The organism is Streptantibioticus silvisoli, assembly GCF_027947535.2.
In the GTDB taxonomy this organism is placed as follows: Bacteria; Actinomycetota; Actinomycetes; order Streptomycetales; family Streptomycetaceae; genus Streptantibioticus_C; species Streptantibioticus_C silvisoli.
The window spans coordinates 205,825-221,500 of record NZ_JAAGKO020000001.1 but is presented as its reverse complement, the minus strand read 5'-3'; the positions used below and the strand labels follow the sequence as shown (position 1 = coordinate 221,500).

The window sequence follows — 15,676 nt, the reverse complement described above, 5'->3', positions numbered from 1 at the left end:
CGTGACGGGGGGCGACCGCGGCAAGTGGACGCTCAGCGCAGGGCCGCGACGGCTGCCTTCGTCGCGTCCGCGATCAGGGCGTCGTCGGAGGTGGCGTTCTTGACCCCGCGGTCGGACAGGACGGCGATGACGATCGGCGAACCGTGCGGCGGCCGGACGACGGCGATGTCGTTGCGCGTGCCGTAGTCGCCGTTGCCGGTCTTGTCCTCGACCTTCCAGCCCGCCGGGACCCCCGCCCGGATGTAGGGGCCGCCGGTCGTGTTGCGGGCCAGCCAGCTTTCGAGCATCGTCCGCCGTGCCCCGGGAAGCACGTTTCCCAGGACGAATCGGCGCAGGTCGGTGGCGAGCGCGCGCGGGGTGCTGGTGTCCCGGGTGTCGCCGGGGGTGGCGTCGTTCAGCGCCGGTTCGGTCCGGTCGACATCCGTCGTGGCGTCCCCCAGGCCGCGCAGCGCCGCCTGCACCTTTCCGGGGCCGCCGAGCTGCTCCAGGATGAGGTTCGCGGCCGTGTTGTCGCTGTACCGCAGTGAGGCGTCGACGAGATCGCGCAGTCTCATCCCGGTGCCGACGTGCCGGGAGGTGATCGGGGCGTAGGACTGGAGGTCGGAGCGGTGGTAGGTGACGACCCGGTCCAGCTGGGCGTCCGTGCTGCGCTTCAACAGCAACCCGGCGGCCAGGACCTTGAACGTCGAGCAGTGCGCGAACCGCTCGTCCGCCCGGTACGTCACCGTGCGGCCCGTCCCGGTGTCGATCGCGTACACGCCCAGCCGGGCGTGGAATCGGCGCTCGAGCCCGGCGAGGGCGCGGGCGGTGCCGCCCGGCGACGCCGCCGTACCGGTCGCGGCGGCCGAGGTCGAGGAGGCGGCGGAGGGCGTCGGGGCCGTCCGGGTACCGCCGCCCCCGGCGCAGCCGGCCAGCAGGCCTGTCAGGAGCAGAAGAGGTGCCGCGAGCAGCGCCGTCCGGTTCTTCGGAGAAGACATGGACGCAGCCTTCCGGCGTCCTGTCATCCGGGCAAAGACAGCAATGCGGCTTCCCATGCGTTTTGGGCATAGGATCTGTCGCCGTGGATCTCGTCAGTGCCTGCCGCGTGTTCGTGCACGTCAGCGAACGCGGCAGCTTCACCCTCGGTGCCGCGGCCGCCCGGGTGCCCCAGCCCGTGGCCAGCCGGCGGATAGCGGCGCTCGAACAGCATTTCGGGGAGCGGTTGTTCGACCGCTCGACGCGCCGCGCCGCGCTCACCCCGTTCGGGCGGGACATGCTCCCGTCCGCGCGACGGCTCGTACAGCTCGCCGAGGCCATGGAGTGCGACGCCGAGCAGGCCCGACTCCGGCCGTTCAGCCTCGCGGTGCCGCGGACCTGCGCGGTGCGGCAGCTCGCACTGCTCGACGCGGCAGCCCGCGGCGAGGGCACCGTGCTGGATCTTCGCGCGGCGGACCCGCCGGAGCGGGCGGAACTGCTGCGGTCCCACACCGTGCGCGCCGCGCTCCTCGCCCTGCCGCAGAACGAGGCCGAGTGGACTGTACCCCTCGGCGTCGCGTCCCGCGAGGACGACGGCAGCGGTGAGGGTGCCAGGCCGTTGCGCCTGGAGACCCTGCGGCCCGGCCGCGGGCAGCGGACGTTCCGGCGGATCCGGATCCAGCCGGAGGACGACGTGCCGCACGTGCGCGACCGGCTGGAGCAGCTCGGCCACCGGGCCGCGCTCGTTTCCGCGCAGATCACGGTCGCCGCGACGCTGGTCGCCGCCGCGTCCGAGACGCTGCGCGATGGGGGATTCCTCCTGTGCTCGGCGCCGCAGGCCACGGAGCTGGGGCTGCGGTGGCGGCCGCTCGCCGGCGAGCCCGTCGCACGCGGCTACGGTCTGTCCGCGCTGACCGGCGACGACGCGGAGCGGGTCCGCGACGGCCTGGCGGCGCACGTCGCCCGGTCGCTGGGCGCGACGACGGCGGACGGTACGAAGGGCGGCGGATGAGCACCGAACGCGTGATCCGTGAGCTGCGGTACCTCCTCGCCGAGGCGGGTCTGTCGGGGTCCTTCCTGGTGCGGAACCTGGCCACCGGCGAGGAGATCGGCATCGACCCGGACCGGGAGCTCCCCGTCGCGTCGCTGGTGAAGGTGCCGCTCGCCGTCGCCGTCTCGGACCGCCTCCACCGCGGGGAGCTGGACGGAGCCACGAGGGTGGAGATAACCCCGGGGCGTACCACCTCACCGGGGCCGGCGGGGCTCAGCCAGTTCCGTCACCCCGCGGCCATCGCCATCGACGACCTGCTCTACCTGACGGTGGCCATCAGCGACAACGCCGCCGCGGACGCGCTGTTCGACCTCGTACCGCCGGCCGAGGTGCACCGGGCCGTCCGGGAGGCGGGGATCGCCGGCATCGCGGTACGGCACCGCCTGAGTGATCTGGCCGAGACTCCCGCCAAGCGGTTCGGCCCCGGCGACACGCACCTCGCCCACTCGCTCGCCATCGGGTCCCGCACGGCGGGCGGCGGCCATCCGGTGCAGCAGCTCGACGTGAGTCGCGCCAACTCCGGTTCCGCGCGGGCCTTCGTCGACCTCCTCCAAGCCCTGTGGGTGCCCTCGCGCGTACCGCCCGAGGTCGCCGGGCGGGTGCGCTCGCTCATGGCCCGCAACGTGATCCGGCACCGGCTGGCGCCCGACTTCGCCTGCGACGCCTCGACGTGGTCGTCCAAGACCGGCACCCTGCTGAACCTCCGGCACGAGGTGGGCGTGGTCGAGCACGACGACGGCGACACGTTCGCCGTGGCCATGCTCACCGAGTCCGCGGTCCCGGCCGCCCTCCAACCGGCCGCCGAGGCCCTCATGTCACGGGTGGCACGGGCTCTGCACGACCGGCTGCGCGGCGGGTGAGGCGGGGTAGGTCGGGCCGGCTCAGCCGCGGGCCTGTTCGACGAGTTCCTGTACGTACAGGCCGCGCGCGGCGTCGATCGGGCCCGAGCGGCCGGAGCGGACCGCGGCGGCGAACTCGGCGCGCAGTACCGTCCAGCACTCCTCGTGGTCGATGTCGCCGGAGTCCCAGACCAATTCCTCGGCGGGGCCCAGCAGTTCGACCCGGGTGCGGGGCTTGGGCAGCCGCACGCGGCCCGACAGGGACGCCTGGCTGACGGCTCCGTCACGGTGCTCACAGGTCAGTTCGATCCACTGCCGGGAGTCACCGGTCGCCCGTACCGTGGCGATCGGGCCGACGGCGGCGTCCAGCAGGTCCAGCAGGTGCGGGCCCAGGTCGAGCAGCGCGCCCTGCTCCAGCCGCCAGCCGGTGGCCGCCTCGCCGCCGAGGAACGCGCCGTGCAGGTAGCACGACCGGGCGCCGAGGATCTCCGCGCCGGCGGCCCGGGCCAGGAACTCCCGGGTGCTGGGGTGGTACCGCTTCGTCAGGACCAACTGGGAGACCACCCCGGTCGCGGCCACCGCGTCGGCCACGGACCGGGCGGCGGCCAGGTCGGCGCCGAGCGGCTTCTCCAGCAGCAGCGCCTTGCCAGCCCGGGCCGCCCGTACCGCCAGCGGCGCCTGGACGGCCGGCGGCACGGCGAACGCCACCGCCTCGCAGCGGTCGAACAGCTCCTCCACCGATGCGGCGGCCACCGTGCCGTAGGCGGCGGCGAGTTCGGCAGCCGCCTGCGGCCGGCGGGCCCATACGGCGGCCAGCCGGGTCTCGGGGCCGGCGGCGAGCATCCGCGCGTGCATGGCGCGGGCCCAGGGGCCGGCGCCGACGAGGCCGACGGCGACCGGTGCGATCGTGCTCACGGGGTCCTCCTGGCGGCGGGGACGGACTCGGGGCCGGGCGCCGGGGCGGAGGTGCCCGACGGCGCCGGGGGCCGGGCGGGGACCGGTGCCGCCAGTCGTGCGTCGGCCTGTTCGGGGGCGTAGAGGTGCTCGACGACCATGGCGGCGGCGCCGCACAGCGCGGCGTGGTCCTCCAGCCTGGAGGTGACGATCTGGAGGCTGCGGGTGGCCCGGGGCAGCGCGCGCTGGTAGAGCACCTCGCGGACCCCGGTCAGGAAGTGGGTCTCGGTCAGGTCGCCGGCGATCATCAGCACGCCGGGGTTGAGCAGGGTGACCGCGGTGGCCAGCACCTCGCCGCAGCGCTGTCCGGCCTCCCGGGCGAGCCGGACGGCCTCGGGCAGCCCGTCGTCGAGCGCGGCCCGCACGTCGCAGCCGGATTCGGCCGGGATGCCGAGGGCGGTGAGCTGTCCGGCGATCGCGCGGCCCGAGGCGACGGCGGCCAGGCATCCGTAACTGCCGCACATGCACCGCGCGTCGGCCCGGTCGTGCAGCCGGATGTGTCCGAGGTCGCCGGCGCCGCCGTCGACGCCGCGCAGCACGCGGCCGTCGATCACCACGCCGGCGCCGATGCCGGTGGAGACCTTGACGAGCAGGAACGTCGAGCAGCCGGGGAACCCGGCGCGCTGCTCGCCGAGCGCCATCAGGTTGGCGTCGTTGTCGATGAGCACCGGCAGTCCGGGGTCGGTGCCGGCGTGCTCGGCCAGGGCGCGGCGCAGCCGCTCGCGGATCGGGTAGCCGTCCCAGCCGGGCATGATGGGCGGCCGGATGACCAGGCCGGAGTCGAACTCCACCGGTCCGGGCACCGAAAGGCCGGTGCCGCAGACGGCGGCGGGGGTGCGGCCGGCCGTGGCCAGCAGGTCGCCGAACCAGTCGCCGAGCCGGTCGAGGACGGTCTCGGGCCCGTCGGCGACCCGCAGGCCGCCGGACCGTTCCGCCAGCACGTTGCCGGCCAGGTCCAGTACGGCGGCGCGCGCGTGGGTGGTGTCGAGGTCGGCGGCCAGCACGACGGCGTGGCCGGGGTCGAAGGTCAGCAGGACCGACGGGCGGCCGCCGGTGGACAGCTGGCCGGGGGTGGCGGCCAGCCATCCCGCGGCGAACAGCTGGTCGAGCCGGTGGCCGACCGTCGAGCGGGACAGTCCGGTGAGGTTCTGCAACTCGCCCCGGGTACGGGCTTGTCCGGTGCGGATCAGTTCCAGCAGATGGCCGGCGGTGCTCCGGGGCGATGCCATCCGGTCGATTCTCCTTGGTGGGTCCGCCGGGTGCCGGCGGGGCCGATGCGGTGTCAGCTCTTGTCGGCGCCGCTGGTCAGTCCCTCGGTCAGGAACCGTTCGGCGGCGTAGAACAGGACTATCACGGGGATGGTCAGCACGACCGATCCCGCCATCAGGACGGTGGTGGGCACCTGGATGGCGTTGTTCATCTGGGAAAGGCCCAGCGAGACCGTCCACTTGCCCGGCGTGGCGGCCAGGAACAGCAGCGCGAAGAGGAACTCGTTCCAGGCGATCATGAACACGTACAGGCCGGTGGCCATCAGCGAGGGGGCGGCCAGTGGCAGCACCACCTTGCGCAGGATGGTCATCCGCGAGCAGCCGTCGAGGGCGGCGGCCTCCTCGATGCTGAGCGGCACGGTGGTGAAGTAGTTCTTCAGCATGTAGATGGAGACCGGCACGGTCTGCGCGATGTAGACGACGGCCAGGCCGATCAGGCTGCCCTGGAGGCCGATCCGGGAGAACATCACGAACAGCGGTACGGCCAGCAGGGTCGCCGGGAAGAGGTAGACGGCCAGGAACAGCGCCGATATCTGGCGGCTGCCGACGAACTTCAGCCGGCTGATCGCCCAGGCCCCCGGCACCGAGGCGGCCAGTGTCAGCACCACGGTGCCCAGCGAGACCAGTGCGGAGTTGCGCAGCATCGCCAGCAGCCCCTGGCCGCCCCGGGAGGTCGGCTCCAGGATGTCGCGGTAGGTGCCGAGGGTCAGTTCCCTCAGGTTCGGCCACAGCGCGCCGGGGTCGAGCAGCAGGGCGCCGGTGGACCGGAAGGACAGCATGACCATGTAGTAGAACGGGAAGACCGTGGCGATCACCAGCACCGCGATGACGGCGTAGCGCACGATGCCGAAGAAGCGGTCCTCGAACTGGGCGCGGGTCATGCCTGCTCCTCCTGGACGCGCTTGGCGAAGAAAGCGAAGTAGATGCCGAGCAGCACCATGAGGATGACGGCCAGCACCAGCGCCTGCGCGGCGGCCGAGCCGACGTCGTAGCTGGCGGTCAGGAAGTCGTAGACGCGTACCGAGACCACGTCGGTGCCGGAGTCGCCGCCGGTGAGCAGGTAGACGTCGTCGAACTTGTTGAACGTCATGATGAACCGCAGTACCGACAGCAGCGCGATGACCGGCATCAGCTGCGGCAGCAGGATGTGGCGGAACCGCTGGGTGAGGGTGGCGCCGTCCACGGTGGCGGCCTCCTCGATGCCGCCCGGCACCGCCTGGAGCCGGGCCAGCAGGAAGAGGAAGGCGAACGGGAAGTAGCGCCAGATCTCGAAGGCCACCACCGTCAGCAGCGCCAGCGGCAGGTGGACGTGCAGGCCGAGGAGGTCGGCGCGGTAGTCGCTGGTGGACAGGAACGCGATCGGTTTGTGCCAGCCGAGCAGGTGCTGTCCCCAGCTGTTGACGATGCCGGTCTGTGGTGACAGCGCGGTCTCCCACACGAAGGTGACCGCCACCACCGGCGCCACGTAGGGCAGCAGCATGGTGCCGCGCAGGATGCCCCGGCCGCGGAAGGGGCGCCGCAGGGCCAGCGCGGCGACCAGGCCGAGGGCGATCGACCCGACGGTGCCGCCCACGGTGTAGACGAGCGTCGTCCACAGCGAGGACCAGAACCCGGGCTGGGTGAAGACCTGGACGAAGTTGCCGAACGTCCAGTTGCCGAACAGGTTCATGCTCTGCAGGTCGATCAGCTTGGCCTGCTGGAAGGAGAGCAGCACGGTCCACAGGATCGGGACGATGACGATCACCAGGACCACCAGCAGCGTCGGCGAGACGAACGCCAGGCCGGCCCGGTTCTGCTGGGCTTGCAGGGGGGACATCCGGCGGCGTTTCCCGCCGGTGGCTGTGCTCATGTCGGTGCTTCCCTCAGGGGCGACGGTGGTGCGCGCGGTCAGTGGAGCGTCTTCTTCAGCGCGGTCACGGCCGCGGCTGCCTGCTGGGCGGTGGCGGCGGCCGGGACGTGGTCGCCGCCGGCCATGGCGCCGATGGCCTGGGGCACCGGCAGTGAGCCCTCGGTGGCGCCGACCAGGGCGCCCTGGCCCTCGGTGATGCCCCAGCGCCGCATGTTGGACACGCCGGCCAGCAAGGTGTTGAGGAACGGCTTGGGGTAGAGCTGGTCCAGCGGCTCGAAGCGGGTGACGCCGATCTTCATGCCGTACCAGTCGTCGACGTACTTCTTCGGGTCGGCGGGGGTGCCGGTGCGCACCGGGATCTTGCCCTCGGGCTTCATGCCGACCCAGCCCTCGTAGCCCTGGTTCATCATGAACTCCACGAACTTGGTCGCGGCCGGGGCGTTGGCGGACTTGGTGACCGTCCAGGAGGAGATCTCGCCGAACTGGGCCGGGGTGCTGCCGTTCGGGCCCTTGATCGCGGTGACGATGCCGGAGTTCTTCGCCAGGAAGCCCGGGTCGCTCTTGCACTGCGGGCAGTTGGGCGGCACGTCGCCGTTCAGGCCGGCCAGCGAGTCGAGCAGGTAGGTCGACCACACGACCATCGCCGACTGGCCCGCCTGGTAGGTGGCGCGGGTGGTGTCGACGGTCTGGGTGCCGGCCGGTCCGGTGGCCGCGAGCTGGTCGTAGGTCTTGAACGCCGTGCGGCAGGCGGGGCTGTCGAGCTGGACGGTGCCGGAGGAGTCGACCATCTGGCAGTTGTTGGCGACCGCCAGGTCCTCGAAGCTCTGCTGGGTGAAGACGTCCTTGGGGTCGGTGGACAGCGACATGCCGTTCAGCGAGCCGGTGCCGAGGGTCTGCGCCGCCTTGACGATGTTGGCGTAGGTGTCGGGCACCGGCAGGTGCGCCTTGGCGAACAGGTCCTTGCGGTAGACCAGGATCTGCTGCCAGGAGTCGCTGGGGACCGCGAGCGGCTTGGAGCCGTCGCTGGCCAGCTTCAGCGCGTTGGCGTTGAACGTGGAGCGGCCCAGGCTCTTGAGGGCCGTGGCGGCGGCGTCGGTGTTGACCAGGCCGTTGGAGTACATCTGCCACAGCTGGGCCAGCGGGATGCCGCCCATCACGTCCGGCAGCTTGCCGGCCGCGGCCGAGGCCTCCACCTGCTGGGGAAGCTGGTCCTCGTCGACCCCGACCAGGTTGACCTTGATGCCGGTCTGCCGGGTGAACTCGGCGGCCAGCGTGCGCTGCTCGGCCATCCGGTCGGTGGCGTTCTCCTCGCTCCACACGGTGATGGACTTGCCCGAGTGGGCGGCGGAGCCGCTCCCGCCCGAGCAGCCCGCCAGCAGGCCGGCGCCCAGCACGGCCGCGACGCCCGCCGTCAGACTTCTCACCCTAAGCGACCGCATGTGCATGAATCGTCCTTACTCGCAGCTTTGCGTTAACGATGTCCTGCATAACAGCACCACTTTTGCTTGTTGACAAGACTTAAGTCTGAGATATCTTCGACGTAAGACAGAGGCATCTGGCTGAACACAGCATGTAACGCCGCAGGTTCGGAGCTCTCGTGGAACGCATCGTCCAGTTCACCGGCCCCCGTCAGGTCGAGGTCGCCACCGTCGCCGCGCAGGACCTGCCGCCGGGCCACCTGCGGGTCCGCACCCGGTACTCCGGCATCTCGGCCGGCACCGAGCTGACCGCCTACCGGGGCACCAACCCCTACCTCACCCGCACCTGGGACCCCGATGTGCGGCTGTTCCGCGACGACGTGGCCGGCATCGCCTACCCGGTGGCCGGCTGGGGCTACTCCGAGGTCGGCGAGGTGACCGAGGTCTCACCGGAGCTGGCCGGCACCCCCGCACTGCCCGTCGTCGGCGACCTGGTCTGGGGCATCTGGGGCCACCGCAGCGAGGGCGTCGTCCCGGCCGCACGGATGACCGGGCACACCCTGCCCGCCGGCCTCGACCCACTGGCCGGCGCCTTCGCCCGGGTCGGCGCGATCGCCTACAACGCGATCCTGGCCGCCGACCTCCACCTCGGCGAGGACGTCGCCGTCTTCGGCCAGGGCGTCATCGGCCTGCTCACCACCCGGCTCGCCGCCCTCAGCGGCGCCCGGGTCACCGCCGTGGACGCCATCGACGCCCGGCTGGCGGCCGCCCGGGCCCACGGCGCGGCCCACACCGTCAACGCCCGCGACGGCCGGGTCGCCGAGACCCTGCGCGAGTACACCGAGGGCCGCGGCGCCGACGTCGCCATCGAGATCTCCGGCGCCCACCCCGCCCTGCACGACGCGATCCGGTCGGTCGTGCCCGGCGGCCGGGTCGTCGCCTCCGGCTTCTACCAGGGCGACGGCACCGGACTGCGGCTCGGCGACGAGTTCCACCACAACCGCGTGCAGCTCGTCTGCTCCCAGATCGGCGGCGTCCCCGCGCAGCTGTCGCACCGCTGGAGCGTCGAACGCCTCCAGGCCACCTTCCTGCGCCTGGTCCGCGACGGCCTGGTCGACCCGCGGACCCTGGTCAGCCACACCGTGCCCGCCGCCCGGGCCGCCGACGCCTACACCCTGCTCGACGAGCGGCCCGCCGAGGCGCTCCAGGTCGTCCTGGAGTTCTGACCCCGCCCGCTCCGCGTTCCGAAAGGCCCCCGACGCCATGCTCAAGATCGCCTGCCAGGAGCAACTGCTCCCCGGAGAGACCCTCCAGACCAAGTGGGAGCACGCCACCGCCGCCGGCTACGACGCCATCGAACTGCGCGGCAAGGGCGGGCTGTCCTTCCGCGACCGGCTCCCCGAACTGCGCCGGGCGCTGGCCGACGGCGTCGTCATGCCGACCGTCTGCGTCGACATGCCGCACTTCATCGGCGCCTTCGACGACGACCTGCGCCGCGACGCCGTCGTGCAGATGAAGTCCCAGCTGTCGGTCATCGCCGAGATCGGCGGCGCCGGCGCCCAGACCCCCGCCTCCTACGGCATGTTCTCCCGCCGCCTGCCCCCGTTCGAGCCGCCGCGCTCCGCCGGGCGCGACCGGGAGGTCCTGCTCGCCGCGCTGACCGAACTCGGCGAACACGCGCGCGCCGAAGGCGTCACCCTCTTCCTCGAACCGCTCAACCGGTACGAGGACCACATGGTCAACACGCTGCGGCAGGCCGCCGACCTGATCGCTGCCGTCGGCCTGGACTCGGTCCGCATCGGCATCGACAGCTACCACATGAACATCGAGGAGGCCGACCCGCCGGCCGCCGTCCTCGCCGCCGGGCCCTGGATCGGCCACGCCCAGGTCTCCGACTCCAACCGCCTCCAGCCCGGTGCCGGCCACCTGGACTGGCCGGCCTGGCTCGGCGCCCTGGAGGCCATCGGCTACCAGGGCCACCTCGCCGTCGAGTGCCGGCTGGCCGGCGACCCCGGCGAGGCCGTCGCCGCCATCCCGGCCTTCCTGCGACGGGCGGCCGGATGACCGTCCTGCTCGATCCCGCGCAACACGGTCCCGGCCGGCACCACCGGTCCCTGCGGGCCGCCGCCGTACGCGTCCTGCTCGGCAACTGGACCGGCAACGCCACCGTGCCGTCCCGCTCCCTGTACCCCCACCAGTGGAGCTGGGACTCCGCGTTCATCGCCATCGGCCTGCGCCACCTGTCCCCGCGCCGCGCCCAGCGCGAGCTGGAGTCGCTGCTCAGCGCCCAGTGGGCCGACGGGCGGGTGCCGCACATCGTGTTCAACCCGGCCGTGCCCTGCGGCGCCTACTTTCCCAGTCCCGACTTCTGGCGCTCCTCCACCGCGGGCCGCCCGGCCGGCGCCCCGAGCACCCCGGAGACCTCCGGCATCGTCCAGCCCCCGGTGCACGCGCTGGCCGCGTGGCTGGTTCACCGCGCCGACCCGGCCGAGTCCGGCCGCAGACGCTTCCTGGCCCGGCTCCACCCCGGACTCGACGCCTGGCACCGCTACCTCACCGCCCACCGCGACCTCGGCGGCCGGGGACTCGCCGCCATCGTGCACCCGTGGGAACCGGGCCTGGACAACAGCCCGGCCTGGGACACCGCCCTGCGCCGGGTGCCCCCGGCACCGGCCGGCTCGTTCCGGCGTGCCGACCTCGACCACAGCGCCGCCTCCGACCGGCCGACCGACCTCGACTACGCCCGCTACGTCCGGCTGGCCGCCGACTACCGCGACGCCGGCTACGACGACGCGCGCGCCCGGTTCGCGTTCGCCGTCGAGGACCCCGGCTTCAACGCGCTGCTCATCGCCTCGGAGTACGCGCTCGCCGACATCGCCGAGGCGATCGGCGCCGACCCGGCCCCGGCCCGCGCCCGGGCGGTCCGCCGCACCGCCGCGCTCACCGACCGCCTGTGGGACGAGGAGCGCGGCATCTTCACCGCCCGCGACCTGCACGACGACCGGCTGATCCCGGTGCGCGGCGTCGCCGGCCTGCTGCCGCTCATGGTGCCCGGCCTGCCCCGGCGGATCACCGACGCCCTGCTGCGCACCGCGGCCGGCGACCACTTCCGGCTCGGCGAGGTCCACATGGTCCCCAGCTACGACCTGACCGGACCGGAGTTCGACCCCAGCCGCTACTGGCGCGGGCCCAGCTGGTTCAACACCGCCTGGCTGATCCACCGCGGCCTGCTCGCCTGCGGCGCGGTCGCCGAGGCGGACCGGCTGCGCGAGGGCATCCTGCGCGACGCGGGCGCGACCGGCTTCGCCGAGTACGTCGACCCGCACAACGGCGCCGGCCGCGGCATCCGCGACTTCAGCTGGACCGCGGGCCTGGCCCTGGACCTGCTGTGCGGCCACCCGGAGCGTGCCCGGTGAGCGGCACCGCCCAGCGCCTCCTGGTCCACCGGGGCACGTTCGCCGCCACCGGCCCGGCCGGCGACATCACCGGCGGCCGCGGCACCGCGCCGGACGGTCTGTTCGTGCGGGACGCCCGCCACCTGAGCCGCTGGCGGCTGACGGCGGCCGGCCGACCGCTGGTGGTGCTCGCCACCACCGACGCCGGTGCCGTCCTGGTGCCGCCCGGCACCCGTGACGAACCGCCCGCCTTCACCGTCCTGCGCGAACAGGCCGTCGGCCACGGCACCTTCGCCGAACGCCTGCGGCTGGTGAACAACCTCGGCCGGCCGGCCCGCGTCACCCTGGAACTCACCGCCGGGGCCGACTTCGCCGACCAGTTCGAACTGCGCTCCGATGGCCGCGGCTACGACAAGCCCGGCGCCACGCACAGCGTCCGGCCCGTCCCGGGCGGCGTCGAGTTCGGCTACCGCCGCGGCGACGACTGGACGTCCTCCACCACGGTCACCGCACGACCGCAACCGGACGAGCTGCGCGTTCCGGGAGCACCCGGCGCACCGGAGGCGGCCGTTCGCCCGGGTGACGGGACGGACTGGAAGCCGGCCGGCGCACCGGCGGCAGCCGGCACCGGCCTCGCCGCGGATCTGACGGCCCGTCACGAGCACGCGGCCGAACGCGTCCTGGTGTGGCACCTCACCCTGCCCCCGCACGCGGAACGTGAACTCACCCTCGCCGTACAGGCGTTCGCCGCCCACGGATCGCCACCGCGCGCGACGGCCACTCCCGCGCGGCTGCGGGCCGAACAGCACGAAGACGTCGCGGAGTTCACCGCCGCGAGCCCCCGCCCGGCCGCCCCCGCGGGCCGCGCCGACCTGCTGCGCGCCGCCGAGGCCGGTCTGACCGACCTGGCCGGGCTGCGGGTCCCGGCCACCGGTCCCGACGGTGAGGTGCTGCGCGTACCGGGCGCCGGCACACCGTGGTTCCTCACCCTGTTCGGCCGCGACTCCCTGCTGACCTCGCTGTTCGCCCTGCCCTACCGGCCCGCCCTCGCCGCCGCCACCTTGAAGGCGCTCGCCGCCGCCCAGGGCACCCGGCACCGCGCCGCCGGCCTGGAACAGCCCGGCCGCATCCCGCACGAGATCCGGCACGGCGAACTCGCCCACTTCCGCCAGGTGCCCTACGGCCGCTACTACGGCTCGGTCGACGCCACCCCGCTCTTCCTCGTCCTGCTCGACGCGCACGCCCGCCGCACCGGCGACCCCGCCCTCGCCCGCCGGCTGGAGACCCACGCCCGCGCCGCCGTCGAGTGGATGTTCCGCGACGGCGGGCTCACCGGGCGCGGCTACCTCGTCTACACCTCCGACGCCGGGGCCGGCGGCCTGGAGAACCAGAACTGGAAGGACTCGGCCGGCGCGATCTGCCGCGCCGACGGCACCCCGGCGACCGGAGCCGTCGCGGTCGCCGAGGCTCAGGGATACGCCTACGACGCGCTGCTGCGCACCGCCCGGCTGGCCCGGGACGTGTGGAACGACCCGTCGTACGCCGATCGGCTGGAGGCCGCCGCCGAGGCGCTGCGCGAGCGGTTCGTCCGCGACTTCTGGCTGCCCGGCGCCGACTTCCCCGCCCTCGCGCTGGACGGCGACGGCCGCCGCGCCGACGCGCTCGCCTCGGACGCCGGCCACCTGCTGTGGTCCGGCATCCTCGACCACGACTGCGGCATCCGGGTCGGCCGCCGCCTGCTGGAGCCCGACTTCTTCTCCGGCTGGGGCATCCGCACCCTCGCCGCCGGCCAGGCCCCCTACCACCCGCTGTCCTACCACCGCGGCAGCATCTGGCCCCACGACAACGCGGTCATCGCGCTGGGTCTGGCCCGCTACGGCCTCACCGCCGAAGCCTGCGCCGTCGCCGACGCGCTGACCGAGGCCGCCCGGCGGCACGACTGGCGGCTGCCCGAGGTCATGGCGGGCTACGGCCGCGACCACCACCCCGAGCCGGTGCCCTATCCGCACGCGTGCTCACCGCAGGCCTGGGCGGCCGCCACCCCGCTCGCCCTGCTCACCGCCGTGGGCGGCGGCGCGGGGACCTGACACCCCGCTCCGCCGCCCACCACGCCACGGGCCGGACCCCGGACGCCGGCGTCAGCCACCGCCGAGGGGCGGCAACCGTGCAGATGGACGGGCAGGCCGCGGTGGCCGTTGGTGACGAACGACGGCAGCGGCGTGAGGTCGGCGGGGTCGACGGCGAGCCGGAGCCGGGGGAACGCCGCGAAGAGGGCGGGCAGCGCGATCCGGGCCTCCAGGCGGGCGAGTTCGGCGCCGAGGCAGAGGTGGGCGCCATGGCCGAAGGCGAGATGGTCGCGGGCGGTCGCGCGGTGGATGTCGAAGGAGTCGGCGGTGGGGCCGTGGACCGCCGGATGCCGGCCGACGGAGGCGTAGTTGACGACGATGGCCTCTCCCTGGCGGAACGTCAGGCCGCTCGGCTCGTCGGTGACGTCCGTGATGGGGAAGCGCATCAGGAGGTTCGCGATGGGGGCCTGGTGGCGCAGGGTCTCCTCGACGGCCTGATCCCAGGCGACCGTGCCGCGCAGCAGCGCCGCGAGTTGGTCGGGATGGGTCAGCAGATTGGTGACGGCGTGGTCGAGGAGGTTCACCGTCGTCTCATGGCCCGCGGCGATGATCAGCAGAAAGCTGTCGCACAGTTCCTGCTCGGTGAGTTCACCGCGGTCGTGGGCGGCGATCAGCTCGCAGGACACGTCGTCGGCGGGCCGTTCGCGCTTGCGGGCGATGAGGGCGTTCAGCAACCGGTAGACCTCGGCGTAGCCGGCCGTGGCCTCCTCCTCGGTCCGTTCGGTGATGAACAGCGCTCCCATCGCGTCCCGGAAACCGTCGTGCAGTTCCTCGGGGACGCCGATGAGCGCGTTGACGACCAGCAGGGGCAGCTGCCAGGCGAACCGCGCGCGCAGGTCGACCGGCGCGCCGTCGCCCGCCGCCCGGAGGTCGTCGAGGAGGGCCCGGGTGATGGTCTCGATCCGCGGGGCGAGGGCACGGACGCGCCGGGTGGAGAACGCGCCGGCCAGCGGGCGCCGCAGCCGGGTGTGCTCCTTGCCCTGCGCGGACAGCGCGTTGACGACCTCGACCCAGATCCGCAGCGGCCAGTCGGCAGGCACCCGGCCCTCGCGGTACGCGGTCCAGTGCTGCCGGGCGTCCTTGGAGATGCGCGGGTCGGTCAGCAGACGGCGCACCAGCGAGGGTTCGGTGACGGACCAGGCGAGCACACCGCCGGGCAGTTCGGTGCGCGCGGCCGGTCCCAGCGCACGTAACGCCGCGGCCTCGGCGTGAATGTCGCCACCGGAGGCGTCGAGCACGTACGGGCAACCGTTTGACAGGGGGTGCGGATTCATGAGGCACGCCTTTCGGTGGCGGTGGGGGCCGAAGGACGGCGGGGGCGCGGGGGACAGTGGAGGGCCGCAGGACGGCGGGGCGTCGGGGCGGCCGGTGCGGGGCCCGGTGGACCGGTCGCCGGGGGTCGGGTGGCGGCCCGTGGGGCGCGCACCGGGTGGGAGGCCGGTCGGGCGGGAGGCGTGTCGGGAAGCAGCGCGTCGGCATGATGCGGCTTGGGGTCGGACAACGGGGCGTGCCGGTCCAGGCTGACATAACGTCGAATAAAGTGACAGGACGTATTGCGTCACGGCCCGGCGCACTCCGCAACACCCGCGCGCATCCCGTCACTTGCCACTCCCCCGGCGCACGACTTGCCACTTCCCCGGCGCACGAGGAGACCGCCGTGCACGCCGCCGGGCGGATCGCGGCCTCGCTTCGACGAACGCACGGCGGCGCGGCGGATCGGGTCGACAGGTCGGCGCATCGACGGGACCACGCGCCGGGTGCCGAGCGGGAGCCGAGGACACTCACCGGACCGGGCCGCAGAGTGCATGAGCGCGGCACCGCC

General features: G+C 73.6%; 13 protein-coding genes. 6 read left to right on the top strand and 7 right to left on the bottom strand.

All coding sequences use genetic code 11. The annotated features are described in order from the left end of the window. Positions 1-32: 32 nt before the first annotated feature. The gene (gene bla, locus POF43_RS00855) at positions 33-977 is read right to left on the bottom strand and encodes a class A beta-lactamase (RefSeq protein WP_271323417.1); all 945 of its coding nucleotides are present in this window, start codon (positions 975-977) and stop codon (positions 33-35) included. Positions 978-1,060: 83 nt separating this feature from the next. Between bla and POF43_RS00850 the strand changes: the two genes are divergently transcribed. Together POF43_RS00850 and POF43_RS00845 are read left to right on the top strand one after the other, a co-directional pair. Further along, complete coding sequence (locus tag POF43_RS00850; protein WP_271323416.1) at positions 1,061-1,966, top strand: LysR family transcriptional regulator; 906 nt, start codon at positions 1,061-1,063, stop codon at positions 1,964-1,966. Beyond that, positions 1,963-2,865: a serine hydrolase gene (locus POF43_RS00845; protein WP_271323415.1), complete on the top strand. Its 903-nt coding sequence runs from the start codon at positions 1,963-1,965 to the stop codon at positions 2,863-2,865. The genes POF43_RS00850 and POF43_RS00845 overlap by 4 nt, the downstream gene beginning before the upstream one ends. A gap of 21 nt (positions 2,866-2,886) precedes the next feature. Here the strand turns inward: POF43_RS00845 and POF43_RS00840 are convergent, their stop codons facing one another. Genes POF43_RS00840 through POF43_RS00820 form a run of 5 tightly spaced genes read right to left on the bottom strand, consistent with a single transcriptional unit; the run spans position 2,887 to position 8,360 of the window. Next, the gene (locus POF43_RS00840; RefSeq protein WP_282704353.1) at positions 2,887-3,759 is read right to left on the bottom strand and encodes a Gfo/Idh/MocA family protein; all 873 of its coding nucleotides are present in this window, start codon (positions 3,757-3,759) and stop codon (positions 2,887-2,889) included. Next, positions 3,756-5,027: an ROK family transcriptional regulator gene (locus tag POF43_RS00835; protein ID WP_282698535.1), complete on the bottom strand. Its 1,272-nt coding sequence runs from the start codon at positions 5,025-5,027 to the stop codon at positions 3,756-3,758. Before POF43_RS00835 ends, POF43_RS00840 begins: the two co-directional genes overlap by 4 nt. A gap of 53 nt (positions 5,028-5,080) precedes the next feature. After that, positions 5,081-5,947 (bottom strand): carbohydrate ABC transporter permease, encoded by an 867-nt coding sequence (locus POF43_RS00830; protein ID WP_271315781.1) that lies wholly within the window; start codon positions 5,945-5,947, stop codon positions 5,081-5,083. Further along, on the bottom strand, positions 5,944-6,915 hold the full coding sequence (locus POF43_RS00825) for a carbohydrate ABC transporter permease (protein ID WP_271315782.1): 972 nt from the start codon (positions 6,913-6,915) through the stop codon (positions 5,944-5,946). The genes POF43_RS00830 and POF43_RS00825 overlap by 4 nt, the downstream gene beginning before the upstream one ends. Before the next feature lie 38 nt (positions 6,916-6,953). Further along, entirely contained in the window at positions 6,954-8,360 is a 1,407-nt protein-coding gene (locus POF43_RS00820) for an ABC transporter substrate-binding protein (protein ID WP_271324179.1), read from the bottom strand. Between the two features lie 152 nt (positions 8,361-8,512). Between POF43_RS00820 and POF43_RS00815 the strand changes: the two genes are divergently transcribed. The 4 genes from POF43_RS00815 to POF43_RS00800 are packed head-to-tail and all read left to right on the top strand — an operon-like array spanning position 8,513 to position 13,815. Then, a complete protein-coding gene (locus POF43_RS00815; RefSeq protein WP_271315784.1) occupies positions 8,513-9,559 on the top strand; it encodes a zinc-dependent alcohol dehydrogenase in 1,047 nt (348 codons plus the stop codon). 37 nt (positions 9,560-9,596) lie between these two features. Continuing rightward, positions 9,597-10,397, top strand: a complete 801-nt coding sequence (locus tag POF43_RS00810) for a sugar phosphate isomerase/epimerase family protein (protein WP_271324180.1) — start codon at positions 9,597-9,599, stop codon at positions 10,395-10,397. Next, entirely contained in the window at positions 10,394-11,749 is a 1,356-nt protein-coding gene (locus POF43_RS00805) for an MGH1-like glycoside hydrolase domain-containing protein (protein ID WP_271324181.1), read from the top strand. Before POF43_RS00810 ends, POF43_RS00805 begins: the two co-directional genes overlap by 4 nt. Beyond that, the gene (locus POF43_RS00800) at positions 11,746-13,815 is read left to right on the top strand and encodes an amylo-alpha-1,6-glucosidase (RefSeq protein WP_282704352.1); all 2,070 of its coding nucleotides are present in this window, start codon (positions 11,746-11,748) and stop codon (positions 13,813-13,815) included. Before POF43_RS00805 ends, POF43_RS00800 begins: the two co-directional genes overlap by 4 nt. Here the strand turns inward: POF43_RS00800 and POF43_RS00795 are convergent. Further along, positions 13,728-15,128 (bottom strand): cytochrome P450 family protein, encoded by a 1,401-nt coding sequence (locus POF43_RS00795; protein WP_271325671.1) that lies wholly within the window; start codon positions 15,126-15,128, stop codon positions 13,728-13,730. The two genes, POF43_RS00800 and POF43_RS00795, sit on opposite strands and share 88 nt — an antisense overlap. Between the last annotated feature and the right edge of the window lie 548 nt (positions 15,129-15,676).